The following is a 21,288-nucleotide window of genomic DNA, read 5'->3' as shown; positions in this document are numbered from 1 at the left end:
CGGAGAGAGGTGTAAGGTTAATGATTGATATTAATATGAAAGTTAAACCCTCTTTTTACGATGATGAATGTGCCATTGTGTTTTCTTTTTCTTTTGATAAGGCAACCAGGAATATTGGTGAAGCTGTGGTGTACACATGCAAAAAATCAGATGGAAAAGAATACAGCCAAGATCATATAGATACAGATGTACAAGAAAATATCGCTTATATTAAAGAGTTTTCGATTGTAGATGAATATCAGGCAACCTCCATGAAGAAAATTCAACATTTTTTGAATGTAATCGGTATCAAAAAATGTGTGAGGCAAAACCTTCACGGAAATGAAATCGCATTTTAAACGATAAAAACTCATGACACCATACATGTCATGAGTTTTTACCATTTAGATGAGAGTTTTGAGAATTCATTTTCATTTTTTTGATGAAATCGCTCATTTGTTTCCTTTCACTTGGTTTTGAGTCATTTGTTTTTTCGAAAAATTTAAAGTGTTGTTTATAGTTATCGGATTTCATGATGTCTCTCCTTTGCTTATTTTTTTATTTACCCTTTTTCCATTATTTAAAACGTGATTTTCATGATTTATGGATGGTTTAAAGAAGATCTTATGATTATTCCTAAAGTTATATTTTCATCTGTGAATCCCTGTATATAAGGATTAATTAGATAAAACTTAGTTCTAAAGCCCAAATATGGAGGAATTTCGTGGTTTATCATCCTGAAAATAAATGCTAAAATGGTCCGACTATCGGATTTTTCATTAGAAACATCAGTTTCTAGTACCCTAAAGTGAAGAGGGTTGAAGAACTCTTTTCGATGGCCCCCGAGCACTTGCTTGGGGGATCTTTTTTTTATTTGGACAATTTGTCCAATTTATTTCTATAATATGTTTCGTTTTGTTTGTATATACATGGGTAAATAATAATTAAATAAATGAATTAACCCTTGTTTGTCGCAGGTTTAATCGGAGGAATATATTTATGGATGTGAAAGATAAGAATGATACCACGAAGCGAACTTTCCAGCAGTACATTTTTCCGTTTACGCTTGAAGGAAATATGATTGAAAAGTTTGTGGAAAAGTTGTTGGGGGACAATTTCGTTTTTTTGAACTTGAAAGATATGGAACAACAAAATCAATTTTACGGTGGCCATAAAGTTTCACACCGTAAATTGGAAAAGTATTTCATGCCTTACATCGAGCCGATACTATTTCCAGGAAACGCAAAACAGAAGGAAGGCTTGCGGCGCTTTACGAAAAAACTGGATATTGATTGTACCTTCGAATCACCCTATTTAAATACCCCATTTATTATTAACTCTATAGATATCTTCATATGTCCATTTCATATTGGCATGATGAATCTCCGTGTTACGTTACCTGAAGGACTTTCATATAATGATGTTCTCTATTTTGGGGATACATTCCGGATCCTTGAACCGATTGCTGATGACGAAGAAAAAACGAAAGTCGGCTGTCGGGAAAATCAGTATGAACAGGTGAAGGATTTCATCTTCAATGAACTATTGCCACCAATGGAAGAATATATAGATGAAGAACAAGCCGACCCGACATATTTTGGCAGTTTACCCTTCTTCATCGATGAAAGAATGTACGTGATCAGTTACATTGCATTCCCTGAGAATCGTGATATTTCTAAAAATGACTTATTCCGGATCAGTGAACTGAACGGGTATGACAATGATGGGGAGCCATATATAGGCGCATTAAACCCTGATTATATTGAAAGGTATTATCAAGAAAGGGTTTATGACAGGTGGGGCAAGGAAACCTATTATGTAACAAGCATGTATCATTTCGCGTGTGTCACGAAAGCGACAGGTAAACTGGAACAGGAACTGGCCAGTGAAATGTACGGCCAGCACTTTTACACGGTGTTGCTCTTCTTCTATTATAAAATCGTACTGCTCAAATTGGCTCATGAACATTCCCGAATAGATGTGGAAAAAGATCAATCGGATACGGAACAGCTGATTTTCATGATCACTGAGTTTTCTGCAAAATATTTATTTACTGAAGTCAATAGTACGGCTGTCGGTAAAGAGCTATTCAAAAAAACGGATGAAACCTTCAGGATCGCCCCTCTCTATAAAGAAGTGAAGGAAACACTTTCCTACCTTTATCAAAACCAGGATAAACTGGCTGGGAAAAGCAGTAATTATCTCTTGCAAATACTAACGATTTATACGGTTATTTCCGGGATATTCGGAATGAATCTATATATTGAAGATTGGAAAGGGAAATTACCGTGGAAAGCATATATGAATTACTCCCTATACGAATGGGTAGCTGTCATGGTGACGACGAGCGGTCTCATCATTTCGAGCATCCTGGGCTTTTTCTTCTTGAAAAAATGGTTGCAAGAGAAAAAAAGCCGAAAAAAAAGAATGCTTTAATTTGTCGAAAAAGGGGAATTAGGAATTGCCTCACCCAACGATTATCGTTCATGTTTTTTTACTTTATTATAGTGGATGAAACCACTGGTTTAATGGAATTTCGATACTCCTGCCGAATAACTGGCTAGCCTGGACCACGCAGGATGCTAGCGTGAGAAGGCTTGGTAGACGGTCGGCGGAAAGGATTTGCGGATTTCCGAAAACAAATGGACCTTTTATTAGGAAAAAACTGTAGCTGCTGGTTTTATTTCGAACCATGAATTTTAAAAAAACCTTGAATTTCATTCATGTTTTTTTACTTTATTATAGTAGATGAAATCTTCACCGGATTGAAGGAATTTGCGACACTCCTGCCGAATAACTGGCTAGCCGGACCCCACAGATGCTTGCTTTGATGCGGCTTGGCAGACAGTCGGCGGAAAGGGAACGGATTTCTGAAAACAACTGAAACGTTTAAAAAACTGTAGGCAAACTCGCTTTCTTCGAAGTCGTCTATAGTCTGAAGTCCTGTACAATATGTACAGGACTTTTGCTTTAGAAAAAACATGGTTAATTAGCAAAATCAAGAAATCTGTCATGTAAAATCCCCCATTCCCCTAATATTTTGATAAACTATAGGTATATCACTCTAACTATTCATTAGGAGGAAATCATGAAGAAACTAGCTTTAGTTTCCAGCTTATTGTTGATGAGCGTATTGTTCCTGGCCGGGTGCTCGGATGAGCCAACTCCAGAAGATCGCTTTGCAGCATATACGAAGCTTTGGAATAAACAGGATTTTACGAAGATGTACGAATATCTGTCACCTGAGACAAAGAAAGAAATCAGTGCGGATGAATTTGCGAAACGTTATGAAAAAATCTATTCGGGCATAGAAGTCGACCAATTAAAGGTGGACTATAAACAGCCAAAAGAAGAAAAAGATCATAAAGATGGAGAAAAGGTGAACCTTGCTTATACCGTTGATATGTCCACTATGGCAGGTGCAGTCAGCTCTGACCATAAAGCGACCCTTGTCAAGGAAGGGGAAGGTGAGGAAGAAAATTGGTACATCAAGTGGGATGAAAGTTATATATTCCCTAAATTGGAAGCTGGTGAAAAGATATCTGTTGAATCGTATCCAGCCATTCGCGGGGAAATTGTCGATCGAAATGAACGCGGTCTTGCCATGAATGGAACGGTAGCAGAAGTAGGAATTGTGCCAGAGAAAATGGCCAATGAATCCGAAACAGTTAAAAAGGTCGCTGGAATCCTCAATATGACCACCGACGAAGTGAATCAGAAATTAAAACAATCATGGGTGAAGCCCAGCTATTTCGTCCCCATCAAGAAAATGTCAAACGATAATACCGCAACCTTGGAAAAGCTATTAAGCATTGCTGGGGTATCGGTCAATAATACGGAAGAACGCATATATCCATATAAAGAGGCTACTGCCCATCTAATTGGATACGTCGGCGAGGCATCAGCCGAAGACTTGGAGAAATTGAAAGGGAAAGGTTATACCGCAAGTGACGTTATTGGCAAGCGAGGCCTTGAGGAAGTTTTAGAAAAAAGGCTTAAAGGGAAACCTGGCGGTAAAATCTTTATTAAATCAGAAGATGGCGAAGAAAAAGTAATTGCTGAAAAACCTGCTGAGGAGGGAGAAACAATTACATTGACCATCGATGCCGAGCTTCAAAAGGATATCTTTAAGCAATATAAGAACGAAGTTGGATCAGCATCGGCACTTGATCCGAAAACCGGTGAAACGCTTGCACTTGTTTCAAGTCCGTCATTCGATCCTAATAAATATATATTCGGTATAACAAAAGCGGAACAAAAAGCGCTTGAAGAAGACCCAAAAAAACCGCTCTTAAACCGTTTCAGTTCGACGTTTGCACCTGGTTCAACCATTAAGGCGATTACTGCGGCAATCGCTTTGAAAAATGGTGTGGATCCGAATGAGACAATAAATATCCAAGGAAAAACGTGGGCCAAATCGACATGGAAAGATCATTCCATTACAAGGGTTTCTGACCCCGGTGTTCCAATCGATATGGAAAAGGCATTAATTTATTCAGACAATATTTATTTTGCCCAAAAAGCATTGGGGCTTGGAAAAGAAAAATTCTCAAATGGACTCAAGGCATTCGGATTTGATGAAGCTTTGAACTACGATTATCCGATCAAAGCATCGAGCATTGGTAAAATCGACAGTGAAGGACGCTTGGCAGACGCTGGATATGGTCAAGCTCAAGTCCAAATGAGCACTCTTCATCTCGCTATGACCTATTCAGCCTTCTTGAATGAAGGAAACATCGTGGCACCTTCGTTAATAACAGGAGATAAAATAGAAAAGAAAATATGGAAGGAAAATGCCATATCAGCAGACCAAGCAAATCAGATCACCAAGATGCTGACACAAGTAGTGGAACATCCTAAGGGAAGCGGACATGGAATAAATGATCTTGGCATAAAAATCGCAGCCAAAACGGGAACTGCTGAAATCAAGGCATCCAAAAACGCTGACGGAACAGAAAATGGCTGGTTTGTTGCAATGGACTTAGAAGACCCAGAACTTCTCATGGCATGGATGGTAGAGGATGTAAAAGGACGGGGCGGCAGCCATGTCGCTATCGATCATATGAAACCGGTCTTGAAGAAGTATTTAAAGTAAAGAAATAAGTACCCATCAGAAAATGGTTAGATGCATCGAGCATTTACCAAATAAAAAGCTGGACATGTTTTCTTCCATGTCCAGCTTTTTATTTTTTAACGGTTAAGGAGTTCAGTACCTTCATAAATGATCAAAAAACGTTATGCTATTTAACCTCAATATTAAAGGTTGGATTTGAAGGATAATGAGTCGTACATACAGAATGTAAAAAAGAGAGTTCAGTAAACCTTAAAAGTTTGTCATTCAAAAAGGAGTTAAAAACAAGGAATGAAAATCATGGAACATGGTTCAGCAGCAGTGACATCATCCAGGATTATTATATACTCCCCCATGCCATTGGATTGAACGTATCAGGATTAATGCATCCGGAAATCTTTGAAAGACAAATAGAATTGGAATGAGGATGAAAAGGAATGAGGAGTTTAAAATATTTGTTTATTGCTTTCTTTATCACTTTTTCTGCATTTCCTTCTCCTGAAGCAACGGCAACGGAAGAGAATACAACGATGGAAGTGAAACTGAAGAATTACTTAGGGAATCAAACCAGTGTCAAATTAACGGCAACCGGGGACTACCATACTTCAGGGGGAGAGATATTCATCAAGGCGGGTGAAGATCTGACTTTGAAAGTGGAGTCAGCAAAAATTGCCGTTTACAAAGGTTCTAAGAAAGCGGGAGCTTATGCTTCCTTCAAGATAATTCCTGTTAAACCAGATGCTTCATTGTCCATAAACGGCCGGCCGTATCCAGGCTCATTTTCATTTACAGTGGAGGGCGGTTACATTCGGCCAATCAATCATGTTTACATTGAAGATTATCTAAAGGGCGTTGTGCCGCGGGAGATGCCTGCACTATGGCATGCCGAAGCCTTAAAAGCACAGGCGATTGCAGCCCGGACTTATGCTCTTCGCCATCAATCCACATTAATTGATGATACGGTTTCTTACCAAGTATATGGCGGGGCGGACGGTCACTACCAAACTAATTCTGCCATTGATCAGACAACGGGTATGGTAATCAAACAAGATGATGAAATAATCGAAGCGTTCTTTTCCTCAAGTAATGGAGGCATGACCGAATCGAATTCAAATGTTTGGTCAAGTGGTAATCCTCTTTCATATTTAACTATAAAAGAAGATTCCTATGATTCAAAAACCAATTGGGAGATAACGCTGGACAAGCAGCAAATCGACCTGTCAAAAAAAGATTTATCGAATCCGGATGAATGGTGGACAAGTGTACAGGAAAAAGATAAAGCGGTGGTACCTAGGCTCAAGGTTTGGCTGAATAATAATGGATATGCGAATAAAGATATTAAAATAACGGAGATTCCCGTTTTAACATTTACCGATAAAAAAACGGGAGGCCGGGTTACGAAGGGCTCCATCCAACTGAAATTCTATGTAAGGGATCTTGTTGATGACAGGGGGAGCCTTTTGGAGCAAAAGATTAACCTTACCAATGTAGCGGCTTCCAAAATCAGGGGCATGGTGGGACAAGGTGTGATGAAAAGCTATCTGGTTGACCATTCATCTTCCGATCCTTCCAGAATTGCTATTGAAGGGTCAGGATACGGACATGGGGTCGGGCTAAGTCAGTTTGGAGCGAAAAACAGGGCGGAAGCAGGTCAATCGTATCAAGTGATTTTGGCATTTTATTATCCTAACACTAATATAGAAAAGGAATATGGAAAAGTAGGGGCTGGAGCTAAAACGGATCTTGACGTGAAGGCGGCACCGAATTCAATAAACATGAAAGCGAAGACGGATCATGAAAAGGATGAAGTTGGAATCACTTATTCCCTTAAAGAAGATGCTGTAGTTTCACTCACGATTAAAGATAGTAAAGGGAAAGCCCTAACTACCCCAGTTCGTGACCAAACAATGAAAAAAGGTACCCATTCAGTAATCTGGAACACGAAAGAGGTAAGTAACGGTACATATGGAGCGGAAATATCAACAATGGACCGAAGCGGTAATGAAGGTTCGGCAAGAATGGTGATTAAGATTAGTAAGGATACGTCGGCACCGAAAATCACCGATGTCAATACATCGGGTAATTACAGTACCGAGAAAGCGAACATAACGTATACAATAAATGAAAACTCTAAAGTGAAAGTGGAAATCAAGAACAGTAAGGGCAAAGCGGTTGGCACCCTTTCCGAAAGGCAGGTCATTAAAGGCAGGCAATCGGCAAGCTGGGATTTCAAAAATATGACCAACGGGATTTTCACGGTGACAATCACCGCTAAGGATGGGAGTGACAATAAGAAAAGCGTTTCAACGAAAATCCCCATTAGGAAGACGACGGGAATCGTGACAGCAAACGCATTATCTATTAAAGAAGATAGAAATGATTCTTCTGAAACGGTTGGGAAACTATACAGGGATCAAACCGTAACGATCCTAGCTCAACAAGATGAGTGGTATAAAGTGAAAAAGGGAAGCCAGATTGGGTATCTTGTAAAGAAACATGTGAAAAAATGAATAATTAAGACGTCATTTATTGGCGTCTTTTTTTGTTCTTTTATAAATGGTTAAGGTTCTTCATCAAACTCACGAGTAAAAGGCGCAAACTCGCGAGTAAACGCCCCAAACTCACGAGTAAAAAGCGCAAATTCACGAGTAAAAAGCGCAAACTCACGAGTAAACAGCACGAATTCACGAGTAAACGCCCTAAACTCACGAGTAAACGCACAAAACTTCAGGAATATCGCACAATTTCGTGAGTAATTGCCCCAAACTTCGGAGAAATCCCCCAAACTTGAGTTAACGCACCTCATAAGAGTAAATTCATCACACTTATAAGGAAACAGCACGAATTCACGAGTAAAAAGCGCAAACTCACGAGTAAGCGCCCCAAACTCACGAGTAAACGCCCCAAACTCACGAGTAAAAAGCCCAAACTCACGAGTAAACGCCTCAAATTCACGAGTAAAAAGCGCAAATTCACGAGTAAACGCCCCAAACTTCAGGAATATCGCACAATTTCGTGAGTAATTGCCCCAAACTTCGGAGAAATCCCCCGAAAATTGAGTTAACGCACCTCCAAAGAGTAAATTCATCACACTTATAAGGAAACAGCACGAATTCACGAGTAAAAAGCGCAAACTCACGAGTAAACAGCACGAATTCACGAGTAAAAAGCGCAAACTCACGAGTAAACGCCCCAAACTCACGAGTAAACGCACAAAACTTCAGGAATATCGCACAATTTCGTGAGTAATTGCCCCAAACTTCGGCTAAATCCCCCAAACTTGAGTTAACGCACCTCCTAAGAGTAAATTCATCACACTTATAAGGAAACAGCACGAATTCACGAGTAAAAAGCGCAAACTCACGAGTAAGCGCCCCAAACTCACGAGTAAACTCCCCAAACTCACGAGTAAAAAGCGCAAACTCACGAGTAAACGCACAAAACTTCAGGAATATCGCACAATTTCGTGAGTAATTGCCCCAAACTTCGGCTAAATCCCCCGAAAATTGAGTTAACGCACCTCCTAAGAGTAAATTCATCACACTTATAAGGAAACAGCACGAATTCACGAGTAAAAAGCGCAAACTCGCGAGTAAACAGCACGAATTCACGAGTAAACGCCCTAAACTCACGAGTAAACGCACAAAACTTCAGGAATATCGCACAATTTCGCGAGTAATTGCCCCAAACTCACGAGTAAACGCCCTAAACTCACGAGTAAACGCACAAAACTTCAGGAATATCGCACAATTTCGTGAGTAATTGCCCCAAACTTCGGCTAAATCCCCCAAACTTGAGTTAACGCACCTCATAAGAGTAAATTCATCACACTTATAAGGAAACAGCACGAATTCACGAGTAAAAGGCGCAAACTCGCGAGTAAACGTCCCAAACTCACGAGTAAACAGCCCAAATTCACGAGTAAACGCCGCAAATTCACGAGTAAACGCACAAAACTTCAGGAATATCGCACAATTTCGCGAGTAATTGCCCCAAACTTCGGCTAAATCCACCGAAACTTGAGTTAACGCACCTCATAAGAGTAAATTCATCACACTTATAAGGAAACAGCACGAATTCGCGAGTAAAAAGCGCAAACTCACTAGTAAACGCCCCAAATTCACGAGTAAACGCCCTAAACTCACGAGTAAATCCAAAAAACTTCAGGAATATCGCACAATTTCGTGAGTAATTGCCCCAAACTTCGGAGAAATCCCCCAAACTTGAGTTAACGCACCTCAATAGAAATGAATACAGAAAAAATCCAGTTTAATGAGACAGGAGAATCATCTTAAAAGAAGAATGAATCAATTCATTCTTCTTTTGTTTTATGCTGACCGGGTGTGAACGGAACACCGGCGGCTTTTGTGATGATTTTCGAAACATCCGTATTTTCAATGACCCCATCAAAGGCTTCACTGCCTGGGCCCGAAGCAAAAACGGGTATCATATTGGCGGTGTGCCCTCCTGTGGAACTGGCAGCCCTTATGCTTCGATCAGCTACACCTGCCTTATGATGCTTGGCGATGGTGCTTCCGATTTCCCAATCAATTTGATGCTGTGGATAGACAAGCGTTCTATTCTTTCTAACGTTAGCGATGAATTGATGAACTTCCTGATCCGTAAGGGATATATGTGCATACTTCTTGAATGTGGAAACGACACTTTCTGGATTGATTTCGTTATTTTTATTGAATGTAAGCTGTTTGGACATATATTCAGAAGAAACCCTGATTTTTTTCAATGCAGGGATATCCATGGTCTCAGATGCGGAGGTCCCCATTGTTTCGTGGTCTGCAAGCACAACAATCAAAGTATCATTTCTATTTTTTGCCCAATTCACAACCTCTTTGACGGTCTGGTCAAACTCGATCGTTTCCTTCCATATTCCAGTGATATCGGCCGCATGCTCCATGTGGTCAATACGAGCACCTTCAGCCATCAGGAAGAATCCTTTATCACCCTGAGATAAAATATCAATCGCTTTGGATGTCATTTCGGGTAGAGATGGCTCTTGTGAATGTAATACTTCTTTATCCAGCTTAAAATTCATATAGGTAGGGTGAAATAACCCTAATAGTTTTTCCGTTTTATTAATGGAACTAAGCTCTTCTTTAGTGGTCGTAATCCCATAGCCTGCTTTTTTAAATTTAGTGATTAAATCCTCGCCATTTTGCTTATCTGCCCCGAAATAGCTGGCACCTCCGCCGAGAATGACGTCAATCCGGTTCTCAAAGAGCTGCCTCGCGATATTTGCGCCGCCTGTCCACCGGTTAGACACACTTGCGCCAAAGGCAGCAGGAGTGGCATCGACTACCATATTGGTTGAAATGATCCCGACTTTTTTTCCATTCGCCTGAAATGCATCCAATACACTATCTACCTCGGAACCATTGACATCAACACCGATCGATTCATTGTTGGTTTTTATTCCAGTGGCAATCGCGGACCCTCCTGCTGCCGAGTCAGTGACGTAATTATTGGCGGAATACGTGCGCATCAGGGCAATGTGCTCCAGTTTTTCCAAATGCAAAACGCCTGTCTTTCCGTATTCCAATTGTCGGGCAATTTCTATTGCACCTAACCCCATGCCGTCGCCAATCAGCAATATGACATTCTTGGGGGTGTTTTTGATCTCTGCTTGAATAGGAGAGGTCATGCAAATAATGCAGATAAGAACGAGTAATCCAAAGTGATGAGGCTGTGTAAGTTTAAGAATGAATCTTGTGGATGTCTTATTCATCTGGAATCCTCCATTGGGTGAAAGTCTTCCTATTATTTGTTTAAATCGATAAAAAAACCCCTTCCTGATATTCAGGAAGGAGCGTTAATTTTCTATGTGAATTTCATCCAGACTGGACTAGGATGACTGTAGCTTTTATAACTTTTACAATATCGGAATAAAAGAAGGAAGGGTGAAAAAAAACCTTCTATATAATTTCAATATAGAGGTAATAATTTATAAACAGTAAATATATAACTGATATAATTTCACTAGAGTTCAATTGAAATAATAGGAGAGAAAACCCTATGCTATCCAGTATGAAAAAGTTCTTCAAAGAAAGCTCTAAAGACTTAAAGAGAATTTATAAGTTGGTAGAAGATGTGAATCGACTAGAGGGTAAGTATGAAAGATATTCAGATCAAGAATTATGCGGAATGAAGGATAGATTTAAAAACTTATTGGATGCTGGTAAAAATATATCGGATATACAAACCGAAGCTTTTGCGGTAGTAAGGGAGGCTTCTAAACGAGTGTTGAACCTTAGGCACCATGATGTCCAGCTTGCAGGTGGCTTTGTCCTGAGTGAAGGGGGCATTGCACAAATGAATACGGGAGAGGGGAAGACACTTGTCGCTACCTTGCCTAGCTATTTACATGCACTGTGCGGGAATGGTGTCCATATTATTACGGCCAATGAATATTTGGCCAGACGTGATAAAGAGTTAATGGGAAAAATTCATGAATTTCTAGGGTTGACGGTCGGTTTGAACATTTCCCAAATGGGGCCTACTGCAAAACGTGAAGCTTATAAAGCAGATATCACGTATGGAACGGCAACAGAGTTCGGTTTTGATTATTTGCGTGACAATATGGTTTTCCGAAGGGAAGAGAAGGTTCAAAGAGGACACCGATTTGCCATTGTCGATGAGATTGACAGCATCTTGATTGATGAAGCGAGGACACCATTAATCATTGCGGGCAAGGCAAGCGACGGAACCGAGCTTCACCAGATCACTGCACAAATCATGAAGTCATATATAGAAAATGATGATTACGAGATTTTCACTGAGTCAAAGGCGGCCTTTTTCACGGATCAAGGGGCTTCCAAGATTGAAGAGGCTTTTGGTATCGACAATCTGTATGATCTGGATCATCAAGAGTTATTACATAATGTCACACAGGCGCTTAAAGCCCACGCGATCATGAAATTGGATGTGGACTACATTGTCATGGATGGAAGGATTTCATTAATCGATAAATTCACAGGCAGGGTGATGGAAGGGCGAAGCTTCAGTGATGGGCTTCATCAAGCAATTGAGGCAAAAGAGGGCTTGGAGATTTCCGAAGAGAATGAAACACAGGCGTTGATAACCATCCAAAATTACTTTCGTTTATATCATTCAATGTCTGGGATGACAGGCAGTGCCGTGCAATCAAAGTCGGAATTCCGGGAAACATATCAGCTCCCCGTCATTGAAATTCCAACTAATAAGCCTATTATTCGAGTGGATGAGATTGATTTGATCTATAAGGATGAAATCAGCAAAATCAACAAAATCGTCACGGAAGTAAAACGGATTCATGAAGAAGGCAGACCTATTCTGATCGGGACGACCTCCATTGAGCAATCTGAAAAAATTTCGGTTCATTTAGATAAGGGGAAAATTAAGCATCAAATCCTTAATGCGAAGACGGAAGAGGATGAAGCGGAAATCATCGCCAATGCCGGGCAAAAAAATCAAGTCATGCTGGCTACGAACATGGCTGGGAGAGGAACGGATATAGTGCTGGATGATGCTGTCAAGGAATTGGGCGGCCTTCATATCATCGGTACGGAGCGACACGAGAGCAGTCGGATTGACATGCAGCTAAGGGGACGTTCCGGCCGGCAGGGTGATCCAGGTTCAACACAATTCATCATTTCCTTGGAAGATGATTTGTTTGATTACTATGATGAAGAAGAGATCGAACGGTATATAAATAAAATCAAAACGGACGAAAATGGATTGGTGGTGGGCCCTGCACCCGATAAATTCATGAAAAGGGTGCAGGAAACGATAGAGCAGATGCATCAATCAAGTCGTTACCATTTATTGAAGTTAGAACATGCATTAAATGAGCAAAGAAAAATCATCTATGCGATGAGAGATAGGATTCTTGATTGGGATTCTGGACGGATGTCGGTCATATTACTAGAATATATCGAAAAATACGTTCGTCGACTCATAGAGAAACATTACCCTGAACATCTAGCAGAACCTGATTCCTCCGCCTTTATTGATGAGCTTTCCCCTGTTTTCCTGTCTTTGGATTGGCAGGCAAGTGATTTGAAGGATTTGGAAGGTCATTTAGTTGAAGCAAAAGCATTGGATGCTTTAGGTGAATTGGAATCGATGCTAGTAATTTTTCAAGACGATGCAGAATGGGGAAACCAGTTACGTGCTTTCATGCTGCAGCATATTGATACAAATTGGATGAATCATTTGGACGAAATGAATAGTATGAAGGAAGGCGTTGGTTTAAGCGGATATGGTCAACAGGACCCATATATGTTGTTTGAAAAAGTGGCACTTAGCCAATTCAACCTTCTCTTAAGTATAATCGAGTCGGAGATAAGCATCCGTTTTATGGAATATATGAATAGCAATCAGGAAGATGAAGCTGCTTTGGAGAGTGAAGAATGATGAGTTTATTTGGAAAAAGGGATATAAGGGTTAATGAAAAGAAAAACCATTTAACTATAGATGAACGTGAGGTACTCAATCAGGACGCTGTTCATACTGCCCTGATGTTTCACAAGGAATGGGAAATTTCCAAGCAAGAGGAATATGTATATAGATTCCACCATCAAAGGCTGGCTGCATTAAAACCGAATCAAATTTCAATATCCGGCGTTAAGCTGAATAGGGTGGAGGATGATGTAATCATAGTTGCTTTTCTCCGAAATTCATTGGAGAAAGCAGTCCAGTTTGATATCGTGGATTTATTGATAGTGGATGGGAACGGAAAATTATTGGCAAAAAAGGCATTCGATCTATCAAACCTGGGGGAGATACCGGCACTTTCAAGCATGCCATGGCGTTTCTTATTCGAAGAAGGGGATATGTTGGCAGAATCGATTCCTGATGAAGATTGGAAGATTGCTTTTGAATGGAAGAGATAGTAGGAAAAACACTCACATGAATTGGCGGCAACCGGAATGAAAAGGAATGATTAAGTATGTTGAAAAGCCCTCATCTATACCAGTTTGTCGACAAAATAGGGTGCGGAATGGTCTCACCCGAATCCCTTTCACGATTTTATCGAGGGAAGTATTACCCGAATTATAAAAACGAGAAGGGGTTATGCTCCTTGATTTTTTCCTGGTTTATATGGGTGAAACCCTCACTAGATTGAAGAAATTTGTGACACTCCTCACGAAGCAATTTCTGAAAACAACTGAAGTTTATTAAATAACAAACTTGCTTTTCTCAAGTTTGTCTACAGTCTGAGCCCTCATCTATAGATGAAGGCTCTTGTTTATGAGGGAAGGCATTAAGACTGGTTTGGCAACTGCCAAATATTAATGCTGTTTTCTGTCTGCAATTTCTCATAAATGGTAACGCTAAGTAATATTTATAAGTAATCTTCCGTAATCAGGCTTAACGATGGCCTGGAAATAATGAAGAGGAAAGTGGCTGGAGCATGAAGTATAACCTAAATCAGCGATTGAAGGAGAGGCTATTTGAGATTTTGTCCATTTCAATCGTGGCCATACTTTTCATTTATACGAATGATAGGATGGGTAATGATCTTTCTGTCGGGATTATTACGATAATCATCGGTGTTGCCGGTTTTATTGTTTATCTGAAGGAATGGATACCGAATTGGATCCTAAAGGGCATCATTTTTTCTGTCTTCCTTCTTTCGATCATGGTCTTTTTCCTTGGGGACATCTGGTTTTATCGCTATTACTCGACACCTATAACTTCCTATATGTGGATGCAAAAAAGCAATCTGAATGGGCTTGGTGAAAGTATATTCAGTATGATGGAAATGAAAGATTCAATCTTTCTTCTGGTAGGCATTCCAATTGCAGAATCATTCGTGAAGAAAAAATACCCCCTCAAGCATATGGCACTTGTACCGGCCGTGATTTTCCTGATGATAGCAGGGCTTAAGCCGGTAAAGAATATTTTTATCGACAAGGTGGATATAACCCGGCGTTATGAGGCGAATACCTTCTTGCGAAACTGGGGCCCGATCGGTCATCACTTATTGGACACGTATGCCTACTTTACTGACTCGGGAGGGCATGGAATGTCTTCGAAAGAAAAGAAGGCCGTTTCTGATTACTTTAATAAAAAGAAAATAAAGGATCATGCCTTTTCAGGTTCATTGGAGGGGAAGAATCTCATTATCATCCAAGTGGAATCTTTACAGGCGTTTCCGCTATTTCAAAGTAGTGCCGGACAGGAGGTCACACCATTCATGAATGAATTGGCGAAGGAGGGTTTGTACTTCCCGCATGTATATCCACAGACCGTATTTGGAAATTCATCTGATGGAGAGCTGATCGTGAATACCGGTTTATTTCCTTTAAAGCAAGGCGCGACCTTTTTTCGGTTCCCTTATAATGATTTCCCGGGTCTTGCTAAAGAATTAAAGAAGTCGGATTATCAAAGTTATGCTTTCCACGGGGATGAAGAAGACTTTTGGAATAGGCAGCATGCATATCCCTCACTAGGGTTTGATGACTATTTTTCCATAGAGGACATGAAGCAAGATGAGATGATTTCGATGGGCTTGGGAGACCGCAGTTTCTTCAATCAAAGCTATGATTTATTAAAAGATAAACAAAATCCCTATTATGCTTTTTTCGTTACATTGACCAGCCATGTACCTTTTTCGCTACCGAAGGAACAGATAACATTGAAGCCTGAAGTTGGAAAAGAGGGCAGTTATCTATCTAAATATTTTGAAGCAATTCATTATACGGATTCAGCCATCGGGGATTTCGTAAAGAAATTGAAGGATGACGGGAAATTGAAAGACAGCGTGATTGTCATTTACGGAGATCATGATGGGCTATTTTTAAAAGATAAACACGAGGTTGAAGCGTATTACGGTAGTAAAATTAGCGATGAGCAGTGGATTGAAAAATATATGCCCATTCCCGTGATCATTTATCAGGAGGATATGAAAGGAAGAACGATTGATAAGGTAGCGGGCCAAATCGATATTTTACCAACTCTATATGATCTGTTCAATATTAAGAGTTCTTCATACTTTGGAGAGAGCATGCTTAATGACGAAAAAGGTGATGCTTTGATATTAAAAGGGGATTATGGTTCTCAAATGAAAATTAATGAAGAGGGCAAGGTCGAAGGATTTTCATCAGAAGACCAAAAGGAGATTGATCTGAGTGACCAAGTGATACGTTCCGATTATTTTAAAAAAACGAAGGATTGACCAAAAGGTAAAAAAAGAGGATGGCTATTAAAGCCATCCTCCCCCCATTATAATCCCAGATGTGTTTTCACACGGTTTTGGGCTTCAAGTTTTGTATCTTCCGGAACGATGTTGTACCAAACGCCATCTACCTTTTGATTGTCACCTTCAAGAGTATATTGTTCAATATTTTTTAGGGATGATTTATAGTTATTTTGGATACTCAACATTTCATTGAAACTTAAATTGGTCTCAACGTTTTTACCTAGTGCTTCGAATATATCGTCATAATTGGTAAGTGTTGAGAGACTTGACCCTTTTTTCATGACAGCTTGGATAACCTGACGTTGCCGCATTTGCCGTCCATAATCTCCGCGGGGATCTTCCTTGCGGATTCGGGAATAAATCAATGCCTCTTTACCATTTAAGTCGATTGTGCCTTTATTAAAATTAAACCCTTTATAGGCAAGGTCCATATCATTATCAACTGTGATGCCACCGACAGCATTCACAATATCCTGAAAGCCTTCCATATTCATTTTGACGTAATAATCAATCGGAATATCCATATAGTTTTCCACTGTGTTTATCGACATGGAAACTCCGCCATATGCATAGGCATGGTTCATTTTATCATTTATGCCTTTACCGATGATTTCTGTACGCGTATCTCTGGGTAAACTCAATAATTCAATGGATTCTTTTTTAGGATTAACCGTCATGACAATCATCGTATCTGATCGACCTGAGTCATTTTTCCTTTCATCCACGCCAAGAATGAGTAATGAAAATGGATCTTTGCTTTTGAACTTGATGTCATCTACACGCTTATCCGTTTTGTGCTCTGTACCCTGCATAGTTTGAATCGCTCCGGCTAACGATTGATAAACTGAAGCTCCATAAGTACCTGCGCCAATGATAAGGATAAGAAGGGTGAAGCCGATTATTTTAAACGTTTTACGTTTCTTTTTCTTTTTTTTATGTTCGGATCTCATCTAATATTCCCCCTTGAACCATCCCATAAAATGGAAGGTGCGAAAAAATACCTAGTTGGTATGTTTTTAACTATACCTTTTTTTTGTCAAAAATAGAATAGTTTCTTTTTGTACTTAGAGTGCATATTTACCTGTATTAACAGTAAAAAAACGAAGGATTCTCAGATACTGAATTCCTTCGCTATCCTATCAATCGAATTTTTTAATTATATAACCATGAATAAAAAGAAGGTGTGACTCTCTACATAAGATTGCCAGACTTTAAGATAAAGTCTGGCATGTAAATCCTATAAACTTCTATATCCTATGATTCTACTTTTGAAATAAGAGTTTGAAGTAGAACTGATTGTTACTCCCTTACTTGATGAGGCATGAATGAACTGTCCGCCACCCAAGTAAATTCCCATATGGCTTACCACTGATTTGTTGGAACCCGTTGCAAAGAAGATAAGGTCGCCACTTTTCGGTGAAGTAACCCTTTTACCCATATCATAATATGTGGAAGATGAAAGCCTGGAAACTTCATATCCAGCCTTTTTGAACGTATAGTAAATAAATCCACTGCAATCGAAACCTGATGGAGAGGCGCCCGCCCACGAATATGGTGTTCCAATTAATTTCTTTGCTTCAGAAACGAGCTTGGTTACTTTGTTCCCGGAACTTGGAGCTTCCACTTTTCCATCATCATGTTTACCTGGAGAGGCTGTACTTGCCGATTTACCTAATTTTAGTTTTTGGCCCACTCTGATTAGATCAGACTCTAACGAGTTGATTGATTTAAGCTGGGCTACAGTCAAGTTGGTTTTTCTGGAGATCTTGGAAAGTGTGTCCCCTTTTACCACAATGTATGTAGACGAATTGGCTGGGGTCTGAGTAACATTGGATGGCTTGGAGCTGCTTGGTAGATCAATGGTGGTGGTAGTGGTTGATTTAGATACGATAAGTTTAGCACCCGCATAAATTCTATCGGATTTTAAATTATTCAATTTCATCAATTCAGCAAGTGTAAGGTTATGCTTGTTTGCTATCCTGGTTAAGGTATCACCTGAAACAATGGTATATGTAGTATTCTTTGTTTTTTTCAAGGAGACTGAAGAAGCATTTGATGTCGTTTTGGAGTTGGAAATAATTAATTTTTGGTTAATACTCAAAAAGTCTGTTTTTAAGTTATTAAGCTGTTTTAAGTCTTTTACCGTCGTATTATGCTTCTGGGCGATTTTACTTAAGTTATCACCGCTTTTGACTGTATATGTACTGGCAAGGGCAGGAGAAACAAAAGTCGAAGATAAAATGGCTAATGTCGAAAATGCGACTACACTTTTTTTCACGGTTTTCCACCTCGAATATGTCTTTTTCCCTATTCTAACAAATCAAAAGGGTTAAAACATATTACATTTTTGTTACAAGGGGAAAATAGTAGTATTTTACTGGTTTATATTGGTTTGATTTGAGTAATGTAATCTACAATATTTTCTATATTGTGAGTCTTTTTTCACAATTTGGATTCGTGTGATTAATTTGTCATTCCCTGTAAAAATGGTCCTGTTTTTATAATGTACATTTCCATCTTCATCTAGGTAATTCCTTCTTTTAATGATGGGTTATTGGTTTTCGAATAACAATTTCTATCAGAAATAATGCGTTATTTTGTTAGTATTTCACTAATCGTGGACTAAAATCTTCCCGCACTAACTTTACTAAGTTTTTTTAACTGGACTGAGTTTTTGAATATCAAAGATCACAGTGGCTTGTTGATTGTTGTAGGGAATAAAAGTTGGTGTGAAGGTTCGTTTTTGGGGTCGCTCATGTGAATTCATGGGCTAAAGCCATACCAGTTTTAATCGTGGTTTTTTCTTTCCTCTTGATTGGAGATTGGTAGTGAAGTTTGTTCCCATGTTATAATTTTCTGTAGTAATCTTTGCATAAAAAATCGACTTTTCGTATTTGTTGGTAACTTCATTTACTAAAAAGGGCGATTTTTTTGTGCATTAATTTCATGAAAAAAGGGGATTGTTCCTTAAAGTCATTTTCCTGACTTTTGGGGGATCCCCATCATTCATGTTCCCCTTTTTTACTCTTTCGGTAGCACCTACGTTAAAAAAGTTATCCATCTAAATGAGGCAGAAAAGTCGGTTAAGGGTGAAAGAAATCAAACTCTTTAGATGTTTTTCTGTTCCCTCTCTGATATTATTTGGATTGCTAGGTCTAATGTTCTGCTTTTTTAGTATCAAAGGGGCATAATAAAGTTAGGATGGCAACGGGCATTAAATTTAAGTGAATTCGAACAGTTGGTGACCTATTCCTAAACTTTACTTAAGAAATTACTTTAATCATCAAACTTAGTAACATTAAAGTATAAAGCTCTTAGCAAATTCAGACAATGATTCTATAGTTATTAATTCAGGAGGTTTTAAAATGGAAAGTCGCGCGACGATGTTTTGCTTATTAAACTCATTGGACGTTAATCGGGGTGGAATGACAAAGGCCGCACTTCTGCAAGCTAACTTATTTGCAGAATTAGGTTATGAAACCTACATCCTTACCTTTAACTTCAATCCCCGATATAACACGATCATTCAACAACTAATTAAACAGGGTAAGATCGACAAGCGTATCAAACTTTTGAATATGTTTGAATCGTTAAGCCTTACAAACAGAAGTACGTTACAGCAGAAGGAAATTGAAACCATTAAACGGATTGAAGAGTTTAATGCAGTATTGGACAAACGTGCCGGTTTTAATGCATATAGAGCATATGAGAATGGATTATATACAACTTATATAAATTATGATAAAGAAAACAAAGTAAGTTTCCTTGATTACTTTAATGAACAACGTTATCGTACAAAACGTGAGGAGTATGATGAATACGGTTATCTTAGGAAAGTCGCCTACATGGATTTCGAATTGAATAAGCCAAGGCAAATGATCTATTTTGATGACAAAGGACAAGCTTACTTGTCCGTATGGTCCAACCCTAAGAATGGAAAAGCGAACCGCGTAAACCACTTCAATTCAAATGGTGCGCTACTATCCGTTCATACGAATGAGTTGGATCTAAAAACCAAATGGGTGGAGAGCATCATAAAAGACTATGATTACCCTGTTTTAGTTTGTGATGCCAGAACATCCGATCCGGTCATGATGAATATCAAGCTGGAAAAAGCAATTAAGATATGGAGACTCCATAGTAATCATGTTAAACCGCCATATAATGTAGACGGTGAAATTGGTGTAAAAATCGCTCCTACTTTGGAAGCCATCGATGAACTGGATGTAGCTTTGCTATTAACGGAATCACAAAAGGTTGATTTGGAGGAACGCTTTGGCAAAAAAGATAATATTCGAGTGATTCCTCATTATATGAAAGATTTCGCCGAATCCGGCTGGTTCAGTTCTTTTAAGAAAGCTGATAACTTAGCTGTCATCATTAGTCGATTCTCCACTTTGAAAAGAATCGACCATTCAATAAAAGCCTTCAAAAAAGTAGTCAATCGTATACCAAAAGCCAAATTGGAGATATGGGGCTTAGGTGATGAAGAACCGAATTTAAGAAAACTGATTAAGGAACTAGACTTACAAAATCATGTCTTCCTTAAAGGATATACGAATGATCCGGGTAAGCTTTATCAAAAGGCCTTGTTCTCTGTAGTAACAAGTAAAAGTGAAGGCTTCTCATTGGGCATTCTGGAAAGCATGTCAAATGGTTCGCCCATGATTAGTTATGATATAAACTACGGCCCACGGGATCTCATTATTAATGAGGAAACTGGATTTATAATAGAGAATGGCAATATCGATCAACTCTCCGAGAAGATGATTTGGATGTTTGAAAACAAAAAAGCTGCTTTGAATATGGGTAAGAATGCGGTTAAGGATATGAAAGAACGATTCAATAAGCAGCAATATATAGATAAATGGGTGGACACTATCGAAACAGCGGTAAAAAATAAAAAAGCTAAGCTTGGAGTTTATGCAAATAAATGACTAAATAGACCTGTCTTATAAGTTCCTAAAATAAAACAGGTGAAGAAAAACATTTCGTTTTTCTTCACCTGTTTTTCTATTTTTATAATTCTTCATTGAGA

Annotated in this window: 16 protein-coding genes; 9 read left to right on the top strand and 7 right to left on the bottom strand. The window is 39.1% G+C overall.

What is annotated here, in order from left to right; genetic code table 11:
- The first annotated feature begins 20 nt into the window (after positions 1-20).
- The 5 genes from QUF78_RS26375 (at position 21) to QUF78_RS26355 (ending at position 7,560) form a co-directional block, all read left to right on the top strand.
- Positions 21-338: a hypothetical protein gene (locus QUF78_RS26375; protein WP_289327021.1), complete on the top strand. Its 318-nt coding sequence runs from the start codon at positions 21-23 to the stop codon at positions 336-338.
- Positions 339-978: 640 nt separating this feature from the next.
- Positions 979-2,415: a hypothetical protein gene (locus QUF78_RS26370; protein ID WP_289327020.1), complete on the top strand. Its 1,437-nt coding sequence runs from the start codon at positions 979-981 to the stop codon at positions 2,413-2,415.
- A 652-nt stretch (positions 2,416-3,067) separates the two neighbouring features.
- Positions 3,068-5,074: a penicillin-binding transpeptidase domain-containing protein gene (locus QUF78_RS26365; RefSeq protein WP_289327019.1), complete on the top strand. Its 2,007-nt coding sequence runs from the start codon at positions 3,068-3,070 to the stop codon at positions 5,072-5,074.
- Between the two features lie 236 nt (positions 5,075-5,310).
- On the top strand, positions 5,311-5,475 hold the full coding sequence (locus QUF78_RS26360; RefSeq protein WP_289327018.1) for a hypothetical protein: 165 nt from the start codon (positions 5,311-5,313) through the stop codon (positions 5,473-5,475).
- 12 nt (positions 5,476-5,487) lie between these two features.
- Complete coding sequence (locus tag QUF78_RS26355) at positions 5,488-7,560, top strand: SpoIID/LytB domain-containing protein (RefSeq protein ID WP_289327017.1); 2,073 nt, start codon at positions 5,488-5,490, stop codon at positions 7,558-7,560.
- A gap of 40 nt (positions 7,561-7,600) precedes the next feature.
- Here the strand turns inward: QUF78_RS26355 and QUF78_RS26350 are convergent, their stop codons facing one another.
- From QUF78_RS26350 to QUF78_RS26330, 5 genes are all read right to left on the bottom strand, one after another.
- Positions 7,601-7,759: a hypothetical protein gene (locus QUF78_RS26350; protein ID WP_289327016.1), complete on the bottom strand. Its 159-nt coding sequence runs from the start codon at positions 7,757-7,759 to the stop codon at positions 7,601-7,603.
- Between the two features lie 93 nt (positions 7,760-7,852).
- Entirely contained in the window at positions 7,853-8,026 is a 174-nt protein-coding gene (locus QUF78_RS26345) for a hypothetical protein (RefSeq protein ID WP_289327015.1), read from the bottom strand.
- Complete coding sequence (locus QUF78_RS26340) at positions 8,023-8,682, bottom strand: hypothetical protein (protein WP_289327014.1); 660 nt, start codon at positions 8,680-8,682, stop codon at positions 8,023-8,025. The genes QUF78_RS26345 and QUF78_RS26340 overlap by 4 nt, the downstream gene beginning before the upstream one ends.
- Before the next feature lie 176 nt (positions 8,683-8,858).
- A complete protein-coding gene (locus tag QUF78_RS26335) occupies positions 8,859-8,990 on the bottom strand; it encodes a hypothetical protein (RefSeq protein WP_289327013.1) in 132 nt (43 codons plus the stop codon).
- A 372-nt stretch (positions 8,991-9,362) separates the two neighbouring features.
- Positions 9,363-10,793 (bottom strand): alkaline phosphatase, encoded by a 1,431-nt coding sequence (locus QUF78_RS26330; protein WP_289327012.1) that lies wholly within the window; start codon positions 10,791-10,793, stop codon positions 9,363-9,365.
- Positions 10,794-11,080: 287 nt separating this feature from the next.
- Here QUF78_RS26330 and secA point away from each other — a divergent pair, with 287 nt between their 5' ends.
- The 3 genes from secA (at position 11,081) to QUF78_RS26315 (ending at position 16,226) form a co-directional block, all read left to right on the top strand.
- Positions 11,081-13,459 carry a preprotein translocase subunit SecA gene (secA, locus tag QUF78_RS26325; RefSeq protein WP_289327011.1) on the top strand — a complete coding sequence of 793 codons (2,379 nt, stop codon included), beginning with the start codon at positions 11,081-11,083 and terminating at the stop codon, positions 13,457-13,459.
- Complete coding sequence (locus QUF78_RS26320; RefSeq protein ID WP_289327010.1) at positions 13,456-13,938, top strand: SLAP domain-containing protein; 483 nt, start codon at positions 13,456-13,458, stop codon at positions 13,936-13,938. Before secA ends, QUF78_RS26320 begins: the two co-directional genes overlap by 4 nt.
- A 521-nt stretch (positions 13,939-14,459) precedes the next feature.
- Positions 14,460-16,226: an LTA synthase family protein gene (locus tag QUF78_RS26315; protein WP_289327009.1), complete on the top strand. Its 1,767-nt coding sequence runs from the start codon at positions 14,460-14,462 to the stop codon at positions 16,224-16,226.
- A gap of 47 nt (positions 16,227-16,273) precedes the next feature.
- Here the strand turns inward: QUF78_RS26315 and QUF78_RS26310 are convergent, their stop codons facing one another.
- Entirely contained in the window at positions 16,274-17,200 is a 927-nt protein-coding gene (locus QUF78_RS26310; protein ID WP_289327008.1) for an LCP family glycopolymer transferase, read from the bottom strand.
- A 287-nt stretch (positions 17,201-17,487) separates the two neighbouring features.
- Complete coding sequence (locus QUF78_RS26305; RefSeq protein WP_289327007.1) at positions 17,488-18,528, bottom strand: C40 family peptidase; 1,041 nt, start codon at positions 18,526-18,528, stop codon at positions 17,488-17,490.
- A gap of 1,087 nt (positions 18,529-19,615) precedes the next feature.
- On the opposite strand from QUF78_RS26305, the gene QUF78_RS26300 reads away from it, so the two are divergent.
- Positions 19,616-21,187 carry a glycosyltransferase gene (locus QUF78_RS26300; protein ID WP_289327006.1) on the top strand — a complete coding sequence of 524 codons (1,572 nt, stop codon included), beginning with the start codon at positions 19,616-19,618 and terminating at the stop codon, positions 21,185-21,187.
- The last annotated feature ends 101 nt before the right edge of the window (positions 21,188-21,288 follow it).

This window comes from Peribacillus sp. ACCC06369, assembly GCF_030348945.1.
Classification (GTDB): Bacteria; Bacillota; Bacilli; order Bacillales; family DSM-1321; genus Peribacillus.
Note: the sequence above shows the minus strand (reverse complement) of the source record. Positions and strands in the feature narration are given on the sequence as shown.

Excerpts from the sequence above, each read along its gene's own strand:
- QUF78_RS26375 (WP_289327021.1), top strand. The coding sequence starts at position 21 with ATGATTGATATTAATATGAAAGTTAAACCCTCTTTTTACGATGATGAA.
- QUF78_RS26370 (WP_289327020.1), top strand. The coding sequence starts at position 979 with ATGGATGTGAAAGATAAGAATGATACCACGAAGCGAACTTTCCAGCAG.
- QUF78_RS26365 (WP_289327019.1), top strand. The coding sequence starts at position 3,068 with ATGAAGAAACTAGCTTTAGTTTCCAGCTTATTGTTGATGAGCGTATTG.
- QUF78_RS26355 (WP_289327017.1), top strand. The coding sequence starts at position 5,488 with ATGAGGAGTTTAAAATATTTGTTTATTGCTTTCTTTATCACTTTTTCT.
- QUF78_RS26330 (WP_289327012.1), bottom strand. The coding sequence starts at position 10,793 with ATGAATAAGACATCCACAAGATTCATTCTTAAACTTACACAGCCTCAT.
- secA (WP_289327011.1), top strand. The coding sequence starts at position 11,081 with ATGCTATCCAGTATGAAAAAGTTCTTCAAAGAAAGCTCTAAAGACTTA.
- QUF78_RS26320 (WP_289327010.1), top strand. The coding sequence starts at position 13,456 with ATGATGAGTTTATTTGGAAAAAGGGATATAAGGGTTAATGAAAAGAAA.
- QUF78_RS26315 (WP_289327009.1), top strand. The coding sequence starts at position 14,460 with ATGAAGTATAACCTAAATCAGCGATTGAAGGAGAGGCTATTTGAGATT.
- QUF78_RS26310 (WP_289327008.1), bottom strand. The coding sequence starts at position 17,200 with ATGAGATCCGAACATAAAAAAAAGAAAAAGAAACGTAAAACGTTTAAA.
- QUF78_RS26300 (WP_289327006.1), top strand. The coding sequence starts at position 19,616 with ATGGAAAGTCGCGCGACGATGTTTTGCTTATTAAACTCATTGGACGTT.